Source organism: Zavarzinia sp. CC-PAN008 (assembly GCF_051903925.1).
Taxonomy (GTDB): domain Bacteria; phylum Pseudomonadota; class Alphaproteobacteria; order Zavarziniales; family Zavarziniaceae.
The window spans coordinates 19,486-35,070 of record NZ_CP173678.1; the positions used below are offsets into that span (position 1 = coordinate 19,486).

A 15,585-nucleotide genomic window follows, 5' to 3' on the forward strand; every position below is an offset into this window, starting at 1 on the left:
TTGGCCCCCGCGGCACCGCGGACATGGCCCTGGAGGATTGAAGGAATGGCGAAGGGACGCATGACCATGCTGCGGGCGCTGACCGCCCTGGCAGTCGCAGGGGGGGCCGCGTTCGGGGGCACCTATGCGGCTCCCGCGCTGGCCCAGACGGCAGCGGCGGCACCGGCCGCCGTGATCGCGTTTGTCGACGTGCCACGCGTGCTGCGCGATTCCGCCGCGGCCAAGAGCGCGCGGGCGCAGCTGGAGCGCCAGCAGCAGACCTATGATGCCGAGCTGAAGCAGAAGGAAGCGCAGCTGCGCCAGGGGGAACAGGCCCTGGGCCAGCAGCGCGCCACGCTGAGCCCCGAGCAGTTCCAGGCCAAGCAGCGCGAACTGCAGCAGCAGCTGGAACAGTTCCGGCAGCTGGCCGACCGGCGGCGGACGCAACTGGCCTTTGGCCAGGACGGCGCCATGCGCCAGATGCAGCCGGTGCTGCAGCAGATCGTGGCCGACACGGCCAAGCAGGTCGGCGCCACCATCGTCCTCGATTCGGCGCGCGTGCTGGTGTCCGCCACGAACCTGAACATCACCGACCGGGTGATCCAGCAGTTCGACCGCAAGCTGCCGCGGGTGACGGTCAACTTCAACGCTCCCGCCCAGCCGGCCCCGGCCGGCCAGGCCAACCCGCAATAAACGCGGCATCCAGAATCGCGACACCCAGAATCGCGGCATCAAGACAAGGTGGGCCGGCTTTGCGCCGGCCCGACCGATTGCGGAAGATCCGGCCATGAATGCCCAGTCCCAGCGCATGCCCCTGGAGATTGCCTTTGCCGGCAATCCGCTGGACCGCGCCAGCACGACCCGCGACAAGCCGGAAAAGCTGGTCGCCCTCCTGAAGGATGGCGAGATCCTTCCCGTCTGGAAGACGCAGCCCGTCGCCATGGCCGCCCCGCGCAAGGGGCTGTGCTGGGTGACGCTCGACGCCGTGCAGCATGTCGTGGCCAAGGGCGCAACGCTGGTCTTCCTGGGCACGGCCCGGGGCGTCGGGCATTTCGCGCTCGACATCTCGGGCGAGCCCAATCCCGCCAATGACGGCCCGCTGGCGGGCTTGGTAGAGGCGGTCGACATGCGTGCCCTGGTGCCGCGCCTGACCCCGGACGAGGTGGCGATCGCGGGCCAGGCCAAGGCCATGGTCGACTGGCACGCCCGGCACCAGTTCTGCGCCGTGTGCGGGACCCGCACCGAACTGCGCCAGGGCGGCTACATGCGCCATTGCCCGCAGTGCCAGGCGGCCCATTTCCCCCGCACCGACCCCGTCGTCATCATGCTGGCAACGCGCGGCGACAAATGCCTGCTGGGCCGGCAGAAGCCGTGGCCCGCCGGCATGTTCTCGGCCCTTGCCGGCTTCATGGAGCCCGGCGAATCGATCGAGGAGGCGGTCCGCCGCGAGGTGAAGGAGGAAGCGGGGATCGAGGTGGGCGCGGTCCGCTACATCGCGACCCAACCCTGGCCCTTCCCGTCGTCCCTCATGATCGGTTGCTTGGCGGAGGCGACGAGCGAGGCGATCGAGCGCGACGACCAGGAGCTGGAGGAAGCACGCTGGTTCGACCGCGACACGGTCGTGCGCGCGCTGGCGGGCGACCGCAATGCCGGCCTGGGCGTGCCGCCCGCCATGGCGATTGCGCACCAGCTGCTGCGCGCCTGGATCGAGGGGCACTGACCTGCACGCGCTGGTCGTCCTGGCCCATCCGGACGCCGACAGCTTCTCCCGCGCCGCGGCGGATCAGGTCGCGGCCGGCCTTGCCGCGGCCGGCCACACGTCCGAACTGGCCGACCTGGCGGCGGAGGGTTTCGATCCAAGGACCAGTGCGGCCGATCTTCGCCACTACAGGGGCGATGCCGCCGCCCCTGCCGACGTCGCGGCAGAACATGGCCGGATCGACCGGGCGGACGGCCTGGTCTTCGTCTTCCCGATCTACTGGTGGTCCCTGCCGGCCCTGCTCAAGGGCTGGGTCGACCGGGTCCTGACCAACGGCTTCGCCTATGGCTATACGGCGGAGGGCAGGCTGCTGGGCCTGCTGCGCGACCGGCCAGTGCGTGTGCTGGCGATCGGGGCCGGCGACCTGGGCAGTTTCGAGCGCCATGGCTATGACACGGCGATCCAGACCCAGATCACGCGCGGCATATTCGGCTATTGCGGCATCACCCAAGCCCGCACCGACCTCCTGCTGGATGTCGAGGCCAGGGACCCAGGCGTACGTGACGGCCTGCTGGCCCAGGCATTCGCGACGGGGCGAGACCTGTTCGGCCCGGGTTGAACTGGCTCCAGCAGAGCCTCCTCATCCTCTGAGGCTCGCCCGTTGGTGCGCGCACGGGGATGAGGGCGCCCTTGCGGGAATTCGCCACTCCGCTCAGTCCGGCAGGGTCGTCAGTGCCGGGTTGATGCCCATGGCGGTGGTGTTGACGCTCAGCGTGCGCTCGGTCGCGAAACGCTGGACGTAGTGGGGACCGCCCGCCTTTGGTCCCGTGCCCGACAGGCCTTCGCCGCCGAAGGGCTGGCTGCCGACCACGGCGCCGATCATGTTGCGGTTCACATACGTATTCCCGATGCCCAGGCTGCCGTGGATGTGCGCGATCGTCGCCTGGATACGGCTGTGGATCCCCAGCGTCAAGCCATAGCCCCAGGCCTCGACGGCCGACAGCACCTGGTCCAGCCGGCCATCGGCAAAGCGGATCACATGCACGACCGGGCCGAACACCTCATGGGTCAGGCGATCGGCGCGGTCCAGCCGGACCGCACGCGGAGCGAACCAGAAGCCGGGCGGCAGGTCGCGCGGCAGCGGCGTCTCCCCGATCAGGCCACCATGCGGCAGGACCCGGGCGACATGCAGGGCCAGCGCATCGCGAGCATCCGCATCGATCACAGGCCCCACGTCGGTCGAAATCTCGCCCGGCGGCCCAACCTTCAGTTCTGCCATGGCGCCCGCCAGCATGCGCTCGATCCCGTCGGCAACACTCTCGGCCAGGAAGAGCACGCGGAGCGCGGAACAGCGCTGCCCAGCCGAGCGGAAGGCCGAGGTCACGACGTCGTCCACCACCTGCTCGCTTAAGGCCGAGGCATCGACGATCATGGCGTTCTGCCCGCCCGTCTCCGCGACCAGGGGCACGATGGGCCCGTCCCGCGCGGCCAGCGCCTGGGCAATGCCGCGCGCCGTGGCCGTCGAGCCGGTGAAGACCACGCCCGCGGTCCGCGGGTCGGCGACCAGCCGTGCCCCCACCGTCGCACCCGGCCCGGGCAGAAGCTGGACGACGTCTTCCGGCACGCCCGCCCGGTGCAGCAGGGCGACCACGTGGGCCGCGATCAGCGGCGTCTGGTCGGCCGGCTTGGCCAGGACGGCGTTGCCCGCAACCAACGCCGCCGCGACCTGCCCCAGGAAGATCGCCAGCGGGAAATTCCAGGGGGAAATTGCGACGAACACGCCGCGCCCATGCAGGCTCAGGCTGTTTGCCTCGCCCGTCGGGCCGGGCAGGACCTGGGGCTGCAACCGGGCCTGCGCCTGGGCGGCGTAATAGCGACAGAAGTCGACCGCCTCCCGCAGTTCGGCGACGGCGTCGGGCAAGGTCTTGCCTGCCTCGTGCACGAGCAGCGCCAACAGGCTTGCGGTGTGCTCCTCAAGCAGATCGGCGGCGCGGACCAGGCAGGCGGCGCGCGCCTCCGGCCCCGCCGCGTCCCAGGCGGGCTGTGCGGTCCGGGCCTGGCTGATGGCCGCGTCGACGCAGGCGGCGTCAGCGGCCACCACCTCGCCCAGGACGCGGGTCCCGTCGGACGGACTGCTGACGGCGCGCACCGCCGCACGCGCCGGCGCGCGGGGCGGCACCGCACGCCGGACCACGCTGGCGCGGGCGATCTGCGCCCTCAGGCTGTTGACGGTGGCGGTGTCGTTGAGGTCATGGCCACGGGAATTCACGCGCTCGGGCTGGAACAGGTCGCGCGGCAGCGGGATCAGCGGATGCGCATGGGATGCCAGACCCTCCAGCCGGGTGGCGGGGTCGGACACGATCGCCGCGACGTTGGCGTCACGGTCGGCGACCTGGTTCACGAACGAGGTATTGGCCCCGTTCTCCAGCAGGCGGCGCACCAGATAGGGCAGAAGCGCCTCGTGGCTGCCGACCGGGGCATAGACCCGCACCGGCACGCCTTGCCGCACCAGGTCGTGATAGAGCGCGTCGCCCATGCCGTGCAGGCGCTGGAACTCGAAGCCGTCGACCGTCCCGCCGGCCAGGTCCAGCACGGCCGCGATGGTGTGCGCGTTGTGGGTCGCGAACTGCGGATGGACCATGGCCCGGGCATCCAGCAGGCGCTTCGCACAGACAAGGTAGGACAGGTCGGTCGAGGCCTTGCGCGTGAAGACCGGGTAATGGTCCAGTCCGCGCTCCTGCGCGCGCTTGATCTCGGTATCCCAATACGCACCCTTGACCAGGCGGACCATGATCCGCCGCCGGGTGTCGCGCGCCAGGTCGACCACCCGCTCGATCGTCTCCGCGGCGCGAAGCTGATAGGCCTGGACGGCCAGGCCCAGGCCGTCCCAGCCGGCCAGCGCGGGGTCACCCGCCACCCGCGCCAGCACGTCGAGGGAGAGGGCCAGGCGCTCCGCCTCCTCGGCATCGACGGTCAGGCCCAGGCGATGGCGCGCCGCCTCCGCCGCAAGGCCCGCCAGGCGGGGCACCACCTCCGCCATGACGCGCGCCCCTTGCGCGAACTCGAAGCGAGGATGGATCGCCGACAGCTTGACCGAGATGCCAGGGCGCTCAACCGGACCGGCCCCATCCGCCCCGGCACCGATGGCGGCAATCGCGGCGTGATAGGCGGCCAGGTTGCGCTCGGCATCCCCGGCCGTGCGGGCCCCCTCGCCCAGCATGTCGAAGGAATAGCGCCACAGGCGCCCGTCGGTGCTGCGCGCCTCGCCCAGCGCCTCCTCGATGGTGCGGCCCAGGACGAACTGGCGGCCCAGGATCGCCATGGCGCGACGCATGGCGGTGCGCACCACCGGCTCGCCCAGGCGGCGGATCGTGCCGCCCAGGATGCGGCCGATCCCCTCCCCGGCCCCCAGGCCGACGACGCGGCCCGTCATCATCAGGGCATAGGTCGACGCATTGACCAGCAAGCTGTCGCCGTGACCCAGATGCGCCTCGAAGTCGAGGCCCGCCAGCTTGTCCGCGATCAGGCGGTCGGCCGTGGCCGCATCCGGAATGCGCAGCAGCGCCTCCGCGATGCACATCAGCGCGACGCCCTCGCGGGTCGAGAGGCCGAATTCCCCCAGGAACGAGGCGACGCCCCCCGCCTGCATGCGGGCCCGGGCGGCCACTACATGCTCTGCGGCGGCCTGTTCCACCCGGGCGCGGTCCGCCGCCGACCGATCATACTGGCTGAGCAGTGCGGCAACCCGCAGGTCCTCAGCCGCGCGCGTCACGGCAGCGGCTCCACGCTGATCGCCAATCCGGGGTCGAGCACGGCATAGAGATGCGGGAACAGCGCCCCGCGGCGCGATGGCTCCCACTTCAGCGCGGGGCCCAGGTCGCCTGCCCGGAATCCGACCAGGACAAGGTCCCGCTGGCCGGCGAAGTGCCGACCCAAGGTCCCCGGCACCTGCTCCCGGGTCGAGAAATGGATGAAGCCGTCGCGGAGGTCGTCTGCCGAACCAGGCCAGGCGCCAGCGGCCTGCGCCGCCAGCCAGACCGCGCGCGGCAGGATCTTGAAGACCAGGTCGGGCGCGGTGACGGGCGCGTCAGTCATCGCTGCGGGCGGGACCGCCCGCCAGGGTGTTCTCACGCGGCGGAGGTTCGGCAAAGGGCCATTTCAGCAGTCGTTCCCGCGCATCGCCGTCATCGCGCGCGATGGCATCCAGCAGGGCCGTCGCCTTGGCCTGAAGCAGGCGGTCGACGGCATCGCCCGGCGTGGCGTCGACGACGCCCTGCAGCGTCTGGCGGGCATCGTCGACCCCGCTGCCGCCGCGCATGTTCAGGATCGCGCGCGCGAATTCGAAGCGGATCAGCAGGTTGTCCGGCGCCAGGGCAACGGCGCGGGCCAGATCCTCGAACGCGACCGGCTGGCTGGCGCCATAGGTCGCCATCGCCATCACCGCCCCGACCCGGCCGATGATCTGGGCATGCCAGGTCGCCCGTGCGGTCAGGGCCAACGCGGACTGCGGGTCCAGGGCCAGGGCCGCATCGACCTGGCGTCGCGCCTCGCCGATCAATCCGGAATCCTGCGCCTCCATCATGTGCAGGCTGCGCGCTGCGGCGCCCAACGCCGCCGCCAGCGACAGCCGCGCCATGATGCTGGCGGGTGCGGCCGCCACCGCCGCGCGTCCCAGAGTGACGGCGCGGTCGATCTCCGTGCGGATCGTCGCCGGATCGCTCGCCGATCCGGCCAGCGCCAGGGCCGCCTGGGAGGCCAGGGTAAGACCCTCCTCCGTGCCGTTCGCCTCGCCCGCCGTCGCGGCGGCGGCGAAATCCCCGGCACTCCACGCCGCCTGGGCCGCGGCCAGGGTCGACGCGCCCGCCGGCGTGCCCAGGCAAAGCGCCAGGGCCGCGGCCAGGCTCAGCGAACGGACTGCTTGGCTTGGCTTCACGCGTTCCTCCCCGCAACCACCCAGGACCGACCAACCTTGGACCAGCCGCGCGCCCAAGTCGATCCGCGGTTGGATCAGGCGGCGAGGGCCTTGCGGATCAGGGCTGCCGTCTCCGCCGGGCCATAGAGCGCGATGAACGAGCCCAGGCGCGGCCCCTGGGACTGGCCGAACAGCACCTCGTAAGCGCCCTTGAACCAGTCGCGCAGGTTGGTGAAGCCGTGACGCTTGCCGACCTCGTACACCTCGTTCTGCAGGGCCTCTGCCGAGCTGTCGGCCGGTCTCGCCTCCAGGAACGTGGCCAGGTCGGCCAGGGCCGCGCGCTCGGCCTCGCTGGGGGCCCGGCGCTGCTGGGTGGGGGCCACGAAATCGCGGTAATAGGCGATCGCATAGCCGACCAGACGGTCCAGTTCCGGATGATTCTGCGGCGTGGCACCGGGCACGGTGCGGGTGATGAAGCCCCAGGTCACCGCCTTGTCGTCGCTGGCCGCCGCCCCCACCAGGTTCAGCAGCAGGGCGAACGTCACCGGCAGGTCGACCTGCGGCGGCTGGCCACCATGGATGTGCCAGACCGGGTTCTCCAGCCGCTCGGGCCACGCCTGGCCGGGATAGGCAGCCAGGGCAGTGTTGTAGTCGTCGACCGCGCGCGGGATCACGTCGAAGTACAGCTTCTTCGCCGTCTTCGGCTTGGTGAACATGAACAGGCTCAGGCTCTCGGCCGGGGCATAGGTCAGCCACTCGTCGATCGTCAGGCCATTGCCACGCGACTTCGAGATCTTCTCCCCGTTCTCGTCCAGGAACAGTTCGTAGTTGAAGCCGTCCGGCGGCGTCCCGCCCAGGATGCGGCAGATCTTGCCGCTGGTCTTGACGTTGTCGATGTGGTCCTTGCCCGACATCTCATAATCGACGTCCAGCACGGCCCAGCGCAGCGCCCAGTCCGGCTTCCACTGCGCCTTGCAGCCGCCGGCCTTCACGCTCGTCTCCCAGCGCTTGCCGGTGTCGGGATCGGTCCAGACGACGGTGCCGCGACCGGGATGGACCTCCTCGATCGGCACCTGCATTACGACCCCCGTCTCCGGATGCAGCGGCAGCAGGGGGGCATAGGTCTTGCGCCGCTCCTCCCGCAGGGTGGGGAGCATGACGGCCATGACCTTGTCCCAGGTCTCCAGCATGCGGATCAGGCCATCGTCGAACCGGCCGGACGTGTAGTAGTCGAGCGCCGAGGCGAATTCGTAGTCGAAGCCGAACGTGTCCAGGAAACGCCGCAGCATGGCGTTGTTGTGATGGCCAAAGCTTTCGTACTGGCCAAAGGGATCGGGCACGCGGGTCAGCGGCTTGCCCAGGTGGGGCAGCATCATCTCGCGGTTCGGCACGTTCTCCGGCACCTTGCGCATGCCGTCGACATCGTCCGAGAAGCACAGGAGCCGGGTCGGCACCTTGTCATCGGTCAGGATGCGGAAGGCATGGCGCACCATGGTCGTGCGCGCCACCTCGCCGAACGTGCCGATATGGGGCAGGCCGGACGGGCCGTAGCCCGTCTCGAACAGCACGACGTCCTTGGGCTTTTTCTCCAGCCGCGCGATCAGCTTGCGCGCCTCCTCGAACGGCCAGGCGCGCGCATCGGAAGCAAGGACATGGAGATCGGCAGCGTTCGTCATGGCCGCGCTTTTCGCGCGTGGCCGCACCTTTGGCAAGTGCGAGGGGAGCAGGTCTGCCCTACGGCGCCCCGGTCAGCTCCACGTCCTGGTAGAGCTCCGCCAATGGCAGGTCGAATCCAAGACCCACCCGGACCTCCGCATCGCCGATCAGATCGCGGAATTCCCAGAACCCCTCAGCCCGGTGCCAGTGCTGCACGTGGCGCTGCTCGGCCGAGATCAGCAGGACGTCCTGCACGCTGTCGTGGCGGCGGTAGTCCGCGCACTTCACCGACTGGTCCACGCCCTTGGTCGAGGGCGACAGGACCTCGGCCACCAGCACCGGCGCCTCGGCATAGCGGCCCGCAGCGTTTCCACTGCACTTCACCAGTACGTCCGGAAGATAGAATGTCGTGCTGTCTGTGGCAGACAACAATCCGGTGTTGGGGACGGCCAAGCAGGGCGGCTTCAGACGGACATTCAGCGCCGTGACCAGGCGCGCAACCAGCCAGTCGTGGCGCTGGATCGCCGGCGCCATGGCGACCGGCACGCCCTGGCGCAGTTCATAGCGCGTGTCGGTGCCGTCGTTCCAATCCAGGAACTCGACCAGGGACATGCGCTTCGGAGCCAGGGCCATGGCGGTCAGCCTATCCCGCCCACCGGCCCATTGCCACTGGGCCCGCGCTCAAAGTGCCGCGTAGGCCGCGTCGATCAGGGCGCCGGCGCGCGGGTCGAGCAGGGCGCCGCCCTGCATCTGGCACATGACGTAGCCGAAGCCGAGGCCGGTGTCCGGATCGCCGAAGCCCAGCGCACCCCCCATGCCGGGATGGCCGAAGGCGTTGGCGCTGGGGCCGAAGGCCAGGCCTTCCGTCGGGCGCATGAAGCCCAGGCCAAAGCGCGTCGGCAGGCCCAGCAGGGTCCCGTCCGGGCTTTCGTCCTGGATCTGGATAGCCTGGGCCAGGGTGTCCTTCTTCAGCAGCCCGTGGCTGGCGATGCCGTTGTAGAGCCGGGCCAGCGACCGCGCCGTACCATGGCCGTTGCCGCCCGCGATTTCGGCGCGCCGAATATAGTCCTGGTTGAAGGTGTCGGCGACCGCCGGCGGGTTGAAGAAGGCGCGCGCGGCAAAGCCCGTCGGGTCCTTCATCAGCTCGGCGATCAGGTTGAAGTCGTCCGGGCCCGGCGGCGGGGCGGCGATCAGGTCGGCGACGCGGCCATGCTCCCGGTCCGGCAGGCCAATCCAGAAGTCGAGGTCGAGCGGGCCGCCGAACGTGTCGCGGAAATACTGGCCGACCGTCTGGCCGGTCACGCGGCGGATCAGCTCACCCACCAGCGTGCCATAGCTGACCGCGTGATAGGCATGGGCGGACCCCGGCTCGAACCAGGGTTCCTCTTCCGCCAGGAGTTCGGCCAGCCGGATCGGATCGGCCAGGCCCTGGTTGGTCACGTCGGCGCGCCAGGCGGGCTGGCCTGCGCGATGGCTCATCAGGTAACGGACGGGGGTCGCCTCCTTGCCCTTCTGGCCGTATTCGGGCCAGACCCTGGTCACCGGCCAGTCGGGGTCCAGGCGCCCCTCCTCGATCAGGCGGTTGGCGCAGAGGGCGACGATGCCCTTGGTCGTGGAGAAGACGTTGACCAGCGTGTCGCGCATCCACGGCTTGGTCCGGGCGGCATCGCGGCTGCCGCCCCACAGGTCGACGACCAGGCGCCCGTCCAGGGCGATGGCGACCCCCGCACCCACTTCCTGGCCGCTGGCGAAGGACTGCTCGAACACCTCCCGCACCGCCCGGAAGCGGCTGTCGCAATAGCCCTCCGTCGCACGGGCGCCCGTGCCTGCCTGACCGGTCATCGTCTCGCTCCCCAAAGTCATGTTTGATCGGATACTAAAGGCGGCACCGGGGCCTTGGCTACAAAGGTGGGGCACGGCGCATCCGCAGCGGAGCAGGGTCTCATGAGCAGCGATACCAATCTCAAGATCGACGGCGCCCGGCTGTGGCAGTCCCTGATGGACATCGGCGAGATCGGCAAGACCGAGAAGGGCGGCTGCAAGCGCCTGGCCCTGAGCGACCTGGACCGCCAAGCCCGCGACCTGTTCATCCAGTGGGCGAAGGACGCCGGCTGCACGATCAAGGTCGATCGCATGGGCAACATCTTCGCCAGGCGCGCGGGCCGCAATGACAGCCTGCCGCCGATCATGACGGGCAGCCACCTGGACACGGTGCCGACGGGTGGCAAGTTCGACGGGATCCTGGGCGTGATGGCGGGGCTGGAGGTCATGCGCACCCTGCACGACCACGACTATGTGACCGAGGCGCCGATCGAGCTGACCGTCTTCACCAACGAGGAAGGCTCACGCTTCGCGCCGGCCATGGTGTCGTCGGGTGTATTCTCGGGCGTATTCTCTCTCGACTACGGCCTCAGCCGCGCCGATCGCGACGGCAAGACCATCGGCGAGGAACTGAAGCGCATCGGCTATGACGGGCCGGAAGAGGTCGGCGGGCGGCCCGTCGGCGCGTTCTTCGAGGTCCATATCGAGCAGGGGCCGATCCTGGAGGACAATGCCCGCTCGGTCGGCGTGGTCAGCGGCGTGCAGTCGATCAAGTGGTTCGAGGCAACATTGGCGGGGGCGGAATGCCATGCCGGCACGACGCCGATGGCCAGCCGGCGCGACGCGCTGGTCGCGGCGGCCGAAGTGGTGGCAGCGGTGGAGCGCATTGCCTGGGAGCACGCACCCGATGGACGCGGCACCGTCGGCCTGCTGGAGGCCAGCCCCAATGGTCGCAATGTGGTCACCGGCTCCGTCTTCATGACGATCGACCTGCGTCACCCGCAGGATGCCGTCCTGGCCGAGATGCAGGCGAAGCTGCAGACGGCCTTCGACGCCGCGGCGACGCGGCGTGCGTTGGACGCCAGCCTGTCCTGCATCTGGGAATCGCCCGCGCTGCACTTCGACGCCGACTGCGTCGGTGCCGTCCGGCGCGCGGCGGAGGCCGGCGGCCATGCCTTCATGGAGGTCGTGTCCGGCGCCGGACACGATGCCGTCTACATGTCCAAGGTGGCGCCGACGGCGATGATCTTCATCCCCTGCGAGAAGGGCATCAGCCACAACGAACTGGAATCGGCGACGCCAGAGGACTGCGCCGCCGGGTGCGACGTGCTGCTGCGGGCGATGGTCGAGCGGGCCAACGCCGCAGCGGCCTAGCCGACGCCCTGGCCGTCAGCGCGCCTGGAGAACGCGCTGCAGGTCGCGCCAGAACGCCTCGCGCGCGTCGGGTGTCGCGTGGCTGTCAGCGCAGGCAAGCCAGGCGCCCACGCCGCCGATCCCGAAACACTCCTCCAGGTCGGTCCAGATGGCGGTCATCCGGTCATGGAAGGCGGAGACCTCCTCCGACCCGTCGCGCGCCCCATCGGGAACGCGGATGCCCAGGAAGCGGGCCAGCGCATCGTGGCGATTCGGGATCGGAAGGCCCGCCAGGGCGTCCCGCGTCCGTCCGACATGAAGCCGGCCGGCCTGGTCCAGGCGGCGGTCGACCGGTGCATCGTCTGTGCGGTTGGTTTGCTGCTGCACCACTCCTCCATTGGCTGGGCGGCCTGCCACGCTCCGCAGGACGCGCCGTCCGATGCTGAGGGGTGCAAGGCCGCGGTATTGAGATCACCTGTGGTCCACATACGAAAAGGGCGGGTCCAGCCGTGCCGTCCCGCCCGTTTCCGTGCCGGCCGGATCCATCAGGATCCGGACCATGTCCGCCGGCTTAGACCGGCGGCGACCGACCCCGAACCAGGTACATGACCATGGTGATCAGGAAGACGACCAGGAAGACAAAGAACAGGATCTGCGCGATCCCCATCGACGCCGAAGCGACGCCGCCAAAGCCCAGCACGCCAGCGACGATCGCGACGAGCAGGAAGACCAGAGCCCATCCAAGCATTTCAGCCTCCGAAAATTCCGCGTTGCCGGACTGAATACAGGCGGCGTGCATGTGTTCCCGGGTCGACGCTGGAAAATTTCAAGGGGCCTTGGGACGTTGCCGGCGGCCTTTGCTTGGCCATGACGTTCGCCACAAAAAAGAAGGGCCCGGGAATTCCCGGGCCCAGTCTGGCACGCTCTTTTGGCAGGGGTAGTGGGGAGCGAATGGAGCATGCCGGCCGCCGTGCGTGACGGCAGATGCACAGGAAACAGCGGCGTGCGCTTTCGGTTCCCGGAGCGAAACACGGTCACAACACGGTCACGCGCGGGCGCCCGCAACCGGTGCTTCACTCGTCGCACGCCGCATCGCACGACAGCACAGCGCTGGGAATCCTCGCGGCACGGATGATCTGCGCGCGGTGAAGAAACGTAAGGCGAGGTGTATCAGGAACAAATTGCGGGTCGCTGTCTTTCTTCTTGCAGTGCCACATGCGGTTCACCCTGCATTGTGGTGTTCGGTGTCCCGAGAATGGGGCGCCAGTCCCTGCCGGCCCATGATGCTGGCCAAGGTCCAAAGGCAGGCATGAATGGCCGGTTCAAGAATGCAGCAGGATGGCCCCCGGAGATCGGGGACGGCGCAGGTGGAAGGGACGTGGTCGGCGCTTGAGCCAGCGGCTCGCGGCGGGGATCAGGCCTTCCAGCGGCAACTGCAAAGCCTTTACAGCGACGTCATGAAAGAGCCGGTTCCGGACGATCTCCTGGACCTGGTTCGGCGCATCGACGCCAAGCGCTCAAACCAGGGCCATGGATCGTGAAGATCCCGGCCCACGCGACGCAGCACCCAACCCAGGCTCCCCCCGCGATGACCGCAGCCGAGGCGATGATCGAACCCATTCCTGTCCCGCAGCCCCCCGCCAGCGAGGAGGAGCGCGACAAGGCCCGCCGTTACGTGCAGGGCCTGATCGTGGACTCGCTGACGCACCTGCGTGCCGTCGCGCGCTTCCTGACCGGCAACCGCGAACGGGCGGACGACCTGGTGCAGGACGCCATCGTCCGCGCCCTGGCCGCAGCCCACCAGTTCCAGCCGGGATCCAACTTCAAGGCGTGGATCTTCACGATCCTGCGCAACGAGTTCTATAACTCCGCGCGCAAGAACCGGCTGAAGGTCCAGTCGCTGGACGATACGGTGATCGAGGTCGTGGGCACCCCCGCGACCCAGGATGCCCAGCTTGAACTGGACGATTTCCGCCGGTCGTTCTGGCTGCTGAGCCCGGAGCACCGCGAGGTGCTGATGCTGGTTGGGGCCAGCGGCATCAGCTATGACGAGGCGTCGGAGATCTGTGGCGTCGCCGTCGGCACGATCAAGTCGCGCGTGTCGCGCGCGCGGCGTGAGCTGGCCCGCCTGATGGAAGGCGGCAAGAACCTGGGCAAGCGCGGCGAGGGCAATGCCATCCCCGTCGAATTCAGCGGCGAGGCGCCCGACGCGGGTGGGCCCAGGCGCATCGCCCAGGGTGGAGGACGCCGCACACCCCAGGGTTGAGGGGCGGCGGCACAGGAGGGGAGCTGCGGGCCATCGCCGGTTGACCGGCGCTGGTCCCCGTGGCAGTCACGACCCTGGCGCACAGGGGGCGGACCGGCCGAGCGTTCGGCGTCCGCCAATCGTCATTCGGAAGCGGGGCCATGGCCAAGGGCACGAAGCGCACGACAGGCACCGACGGGGGGGACACCCCGGGCGGCGGCAATGCCGGCAAGAGCCGCAGCGTCCAGCCAAGGGGCAGCCAGCCGGAATGGCTGGATAACAAGCTGCGCGCGCTGTACGAGGATGTGGTCCAGGAACCGATCCCCGAGGAGTTCCTGGCCATCCTGGCGAAATTTCCCGACGGCAAGGACGGCTGACGCCGTCCAGCAACGCCGCGGTGGCCTTGGCCGCAGCGCGGCCGAAACCCTGCTGGTTACACAGATGCTGGACCCCGATGCCGCGCTGGGCTGCCCTTGCGCGGCCTTGTCTTTGCGGGCATCCGCAGCTGGCCGCTGCGGCGGGATCGCGCACCGTTCAGGGGCTAGGGACGCGGGAACATTCAGGAAGAAGTCACATTGATCTCCCAGCAACGTCCCCGGGCACTGCTCCGATCCCAACGGACCGAATGCCAAGCCCGCGGCGCCACGAAGGAGTGAACGATGGCGAGTTCCACCTATTCCAGCGATTCCATCCGCGATGATGCCCGCCGCGCGAGCGAGAAGGCGAACGCGAGCTACAACGATGCCAAGAGCGCGCTGCACGACGCCGCCGACAAGGGCCGTGAAATGGCTTCGGCCGAGTATGATCGCCTGCGCCAGGGCGTGGACGAGCTGATCCACCTGGTCAAGCAGGCAGGCGCCGATTCGACCGAGAAGGCGCGCGAGGCGGTCAAGGCCCGCCCGGTGACCAGCCTGGTCGGCGCATTCGCGGTCGGGTTCGCCGCAGCCATCCTGATGCGCCGCTGATCCTGCTTCGATGTTCGACCGGATGATCGGCAACTGGCGCAGCTCGATCGAGCGCAGCGCCGGCAGTATCGCCTTCCAAGTGGCGTTGGTGCTGGCGCTGCTGGTCGTCGGCCTGGCCGCGATCGGCTTCTTCATGACCGCCCTGTTCATCTACCTCATGCGTCATGTCGAAGCGGATCAGGCGGCCCTGCTGTGCGGCCTTGCCCTGCTCGCCGTCGGACTGGTCGTGGCCATCCCGCTTGTGCGCAAGCGGACGTCATTGCCGGCTCCGCCCCCGCCGGTCGAACCCAAGGAGGAAGCCCCGACGTTCCTGGCAGGGCTGACGGCCGGGAACATCATCGGCCTGCTGCCCGTGATGCTGTCCCGGCCCCGCCTTTCGCTGCTCGCAGCGGCTGCCGCGGGACTCTACTTCGGCTGGGATCACCTGAAGGCGAAGGCCGACACGCCCCCTGCCCCCTTCGACCCCGCCCGTCGCGACGGCTGATCCAGCCGAAGCGGGCGGCCACGACGATACGAAAGGACACGACAAATGGCCCAGGCCAAGAACGAGGGCGAAGGCAGCCGCACCGCTGCAAAGGCCTATAACGACAAGACGACCGCATTCGCCCAGTCCGGCCGCGTCGAGGAGCAGGCCGAGAAGGCCAAGCAGAGCCTGGCCAATCCCGCCGAGGCGGCCGACCTGAAGGCGGCCGAGAAGGCTGCCAAGGCGCATGCCAAGGGCGAGGATCCGGCCGTCGACACCAGCATCCGCCGCTGAACCGGAGCGGACGCCGGACAGAGTGCGGGAAAGCATTGCTGGCCAGCGGTGCCGAACCCGGTATCGTCGGCAGCAGACCTGCCGTCACCGGAAGCCAAGGGGACAGCCCGCTTCCGGTGCCGGAACCAATCGGAGCCTGATCACTTGGGGCCCAGGGACCTTTCCCTGCGGCCCCGGTGCGCGTGAGGGGACGCCACG

General features: G+C 69.4%; 18 protein-coding genes. 10 read left to right on the forward strand and 8 right to left on the reverse strand.

The annotated features are described in order from the left end of the window. Positions 1-45 precede the first annotated feature (45 nt). The 3 genes from ACI6GS_RS00100 (at position 46) to ACI6GS_RS00110 (ending at position 2,297) form a co-directional block, all read left to right on the forward strand. Positions 46-672, forward strand: coding sequence for an OmpH family outer membrane protein (locus tag ACI6GS_RS00100; protein WP_439815735.1), 627 nt, complete (start codon positions 46-48; stop codon positions 670-672). A gap of 94 nt (positions 673-766) precedes the next feature. Next, entirely contained in the window at positions 767-1,699 is a 933-nt protein-coding gene (nudC, locus tag ACI6GS_RS00105) for an NAD(+) diphosphatase (RefSeq protein WP_439815736.1), read from the forward strand. After that, positions 1,659-2,297, forward strand: coding sequence for an NAD(P)H-dependent oxidoreductase (locus ACI6GS_RS00110; RefSeq protein ID WP_439815737.1), 639 nt, complete (start codon positions 1,659-1,661; stop codon positions 2,295-2,297). Before nudC ends, ACI6GS_RS00110 begins: the two co-directional genes overlap by 41 nt. Before the next feature lie 93 nt (positions 2,298-2,390). On the opposite strand, the gene putA is transcribed toward ACI6GS_RS00110, so the two are convergent. From putA to ACI6GS_RS00140, 6 genes are all read right to left on the reverse strand, one after another. After that, positions 2,391-5,450, reverse strand: coding sequence for a bifunctional proline dehydrogenase/L-glutamate gamma-semialdehyde dehydrogenase PutA (gene putA / locus ACI6GS_RS00115; protein ID WP_439815738.1), 3,060 nt, complete (start codon positions 5,448-5,450; stop codon positions 2,391-2,393). Continuing rightward, positions 5,447-5,773 carry a DUF952 domain-containing protein gene (locus ACI6GS_RS00120; protein WP_439815739.1) on the reverse strand — a complete coding sequence of 109 codons (327 nt, stop codon included), beginning with the start codon at positions 5,771-5,773 and terminating at the stop codon, positions 5,447-5,449. The genes putA and ACI6GS_RS00120 overlap by 4 nt, the downstream gene beginning before the upstream one ends. Beyond that, the gene (locus ACI6GS_RS00125) at positions 5,766-6,611 is read right to left on the reverse strand and encodes a hypothetical protein (RefSeq protein ID WP_439815740.1); all 846 of its coding nucleotides are present in this window, start codon (positions 6,609-6,611) and stop codon (positions 5,766-5,768) included. The genes ACI6GS_RS00120 and ACI6GS_RS00125 overlap by 8 nt, the downstream gene beginning before the upstream one ends. Positions 6,612-6,685: 74 nt before the next feature. After that, positions 6,686-8,266, reverse strand: coding sequence for a lysine--tRNA ligase (locus ACI6GS_RS00130; protein WP_439815741.1), 1,581 nt, complete (start codon positions 8,264-8,266; stop codon positions 6,686-6,688). A gap of 58 nt (positions 8,267-8,324) precedes the next feature. After that, positions 8,325-8,879, reverse strand: a complete 555-nt coding sequence (locus ACI6GS_RS00135; protein WP_439815742.1) for a Uma2 family endonuclease — start codon at positions 8,877-8,879, stop codon at positions 8,325-8,327. A gap of 48 nt (positions 8,880-8,927) precedes the next feature. Then, a complete protein-coding gene (locus ACI6GS_RS00140; protein WP_439815743.1) occupies positions 8,928-10,088 on the reverse strand; it encodes a serine hydrolase domain-containing protein in 1,161 nt (386 codons plus the stop codon). 102 nt (positions 10,089-10,190) lie between these two features. On the opposite strand from ACI6GS_RS00140, the gene ACI6GS_RS00145 reads away from it, so the two are divergent. Then, the gene (locus ACI6GS_RS00145; RefSeq protein WP_439815744.1) at positions 10,191-11,441 is read left to right on the forward strand and encodes a Zn-dependent hydrolase; all 1,251 of its coding nucleotides are present in this window, start codon (positions 10,191-10,193) and stop codon (positions 11,439-11,441) included. 15 nt (positions 11,442-11,456) lie between these two features. Here the strand turns inward: ACI6GS_RS00145 and ACI6GS_RS00150 are convergent, their stop codons facing one another. Further along, the gene (locus tag ACI6GS_RS00150) at positions 11,457-11,807 is read right to left on the reverse strand and encodes a hypothetical protein (RefSeq protein ID WP_439815745.1); all 351 of its coding nucleotides are present in this window, start codon (positions 11,805-11,807) and stop codon (positions 11,457-11,459) included. A 184-nt stretch (positions 11,808-11,991) separates the two neighbouring features. Next, entirely contained in the window at positions 11,992-12,168 is a 177-nt protein-coding gene (locus ACI6GS_RS00155; protein ID WP_439815746.1) for a DUF1328 domain-containing protein, read from the reverse strand. A gap of 580 nt (positions 12,169-12,748) precedes the next feature. Here ACI6GS_RS00155 and ACI6GS_RS00160 point away from each other — a divergent pair. From ACI6GS_RS00160 to ACI6GS_RS00185, 6 genes are all read left to right on the forward strand, one after another. After that, positions 12,749-12,961, forward strand: coding sequence for a NepR family anti-sigma factor (locus ACI6GS_RS00160; protein WP_439815747.1), 213 nt, complete (start codon positions 12,749-12,751; stop codon positions 12,959-12,961). A 47-nt stretch (positions 12,962-13,008) separates the two neighbouring features. Beyond that, positions 13,009-13,686: a sigma-70 family RNA polymerase sigma factor gene (locus tag ACI6GS_RS00165; protein ID WP_439815748.1), complete on the forward strand. Its 678-nt coding sequence runs from the start codon at positions 13,009-13,011 to the stop codon at positions 13,684-13,686. Between the two features lie 140 nt (positions 13,687-13,826). Beyond that, positions 13,827-14,042, forward strand: a complete 216-nt coding sequence (locus tag ACI6GS_RS00170; protein WP_439815749.1) for a NepR family anti-sigma factor — start codon at positions 13,827-13,829, stop codon at positions 14,040-14,042. Between the two features lie 282 nt (positions 14,043-14,324). After that, positions 14,325-14,630 carry a hypothetical protein gene (locus ACI6GS_RS00175; protein WP_439815750.1) on the forward strand — a complete coding sequence of 102 codons (306 nt, stop codon included), beginning with the start codon at positions 14,325-14,327 and terminating at the stop codon, positions 14,628-14,630. 10 nt (positions 14,631-14,640) lie between these two features. Further along, positions 14,641-15,114, forward strand: coding sequence for a hypothetical protein (locus ACI6GS_RS00180; protein WP_439815751.1), 474 nt, complete (start codon positions 14,641-14,643; stop codon positions 15,112-15,114). A gap of 45 nt (positions 15,115-15,159) precedes the next feature. After that, positions 15,160-15,387, forward strand: coding sequence for a hypothetical protein (locus ACI6GS_RS00185; protein ID WP_439815752.1), 228 nt, complete (start codon positions 15,160-15,162; stop codon positions 15,385-15,387). Positions 15,388-15,585 lie beyond the last annotated feature (198 nt).

What these genes read in the sequence shown, in the direction of transcription:
- ACI6GS_RS00100 (WP_439815735.1), top strand. Translation starts at nt 46, where the DNA reads ATGGCGAAGGGACGCATGACCATGCTGCGGGCGCTGACCGCCCTGGCA.
- nudC (WP_439815736.1), top strand. Translation starts at nt 767, where the DNA reads ATGAATGCCCAGTCCCAGCGCATGCCCCTGGAGATTGCCTTTGCCGGC.
- ACI6GS_RS00120 (WP_439815739.1), bottom strand. Translation starts at nt 5,773, where the DNA reads ATGACTGACGCGCCCGTCACCGCGCCCGACCTGGTCTTCAAGATCCTG.
- ACI6GS_RS00130 (WP_439815741.1), bottom strand. Translation starts at nt 8,266, where the DNA reads ATGACGAACGCTGCCGATCTCCATGTCCTTGCTTCCGATGCGCGCGCC.
- ACI6GS_RS00135 (WP_439815742.1), bottom strand. Translation starts at nt 8,879, where the DNA reads ATGGCCCTGGCTCCGAAGCGCATGTCCCTGGTCGAGTTCCTGGATTGG.
- ACI6GS_RS00140 (WP_439815743.1), bottom strand. Translation starts at nt 10,088, where the DNA reads ATGACCGGTCAGGCAGGCACGGGCGCCCGTGCGACGGAGGGCTATTGC.
- ACI6GS_RS00145 (WP_439815744.1), top strand. Translation starts at nt 10,191, where the DNA reads ATGAGCAGCGATACCAATCTCAAGATCGACGGCGCCCGGCTGTGGCAG.
- ACI6GS_RS00155 (WP_439815746.1), bottom strand. Translation starts at nt 12,168, where the DNA reads ATGCTTGGATGGGCTCTGGTCTTCCTGCTCGTCGCGATCGTCGCTGGC.
- ACI6GS_RS00160 (WP_439815747.1), top strand. Translation starts at nt 12,749, where the DNA reads ATGCAGCAGGATGGCCCCCGGAGATCGGGGACGGCGCAGGTGGAAGGG.
- ACI6GS_RS00165 (WP_439815748.1), top strand. Translation starts at nt 13,009, where the DNA reads ATGACCGCAGCCGAGGCGATGATCGAACCCATTCCTGTCCCGCAGCCC.
- ACI6GS_RS00170 (WP_439815749.1), top strand. Translation starts at nt 13,827, where the DNA reads ATGGCCAAGGGCACGAAGCGCACGACAGGCACCGACGGGGGGGACACC.
- ACI6GS_RS00175 (WP_439815750.1), top strand. Translation starts at nt 14,325, where the DNA reads ATGGCGAGTTCCACCTATTCCAGCGATTCCATCCGCGATGATGCCCGC.
- ACI6GS_RS00180 (WP_439815751.1), top strand. Translation starts at nt 14,641, where the DNA reads ATGTTCGACCGGATGATCGGCAACTGGCGCAGCTCGATCGAGCGCAGC.
- ACI6GS_RS00185 (WP_439815752.1), top strand. Translation starts at nt 15,160, where the DNA reads ATGGCCCAGGCCAAGAACGAGGGCGAAGGCAGCCGCACCGCTGCAAAG.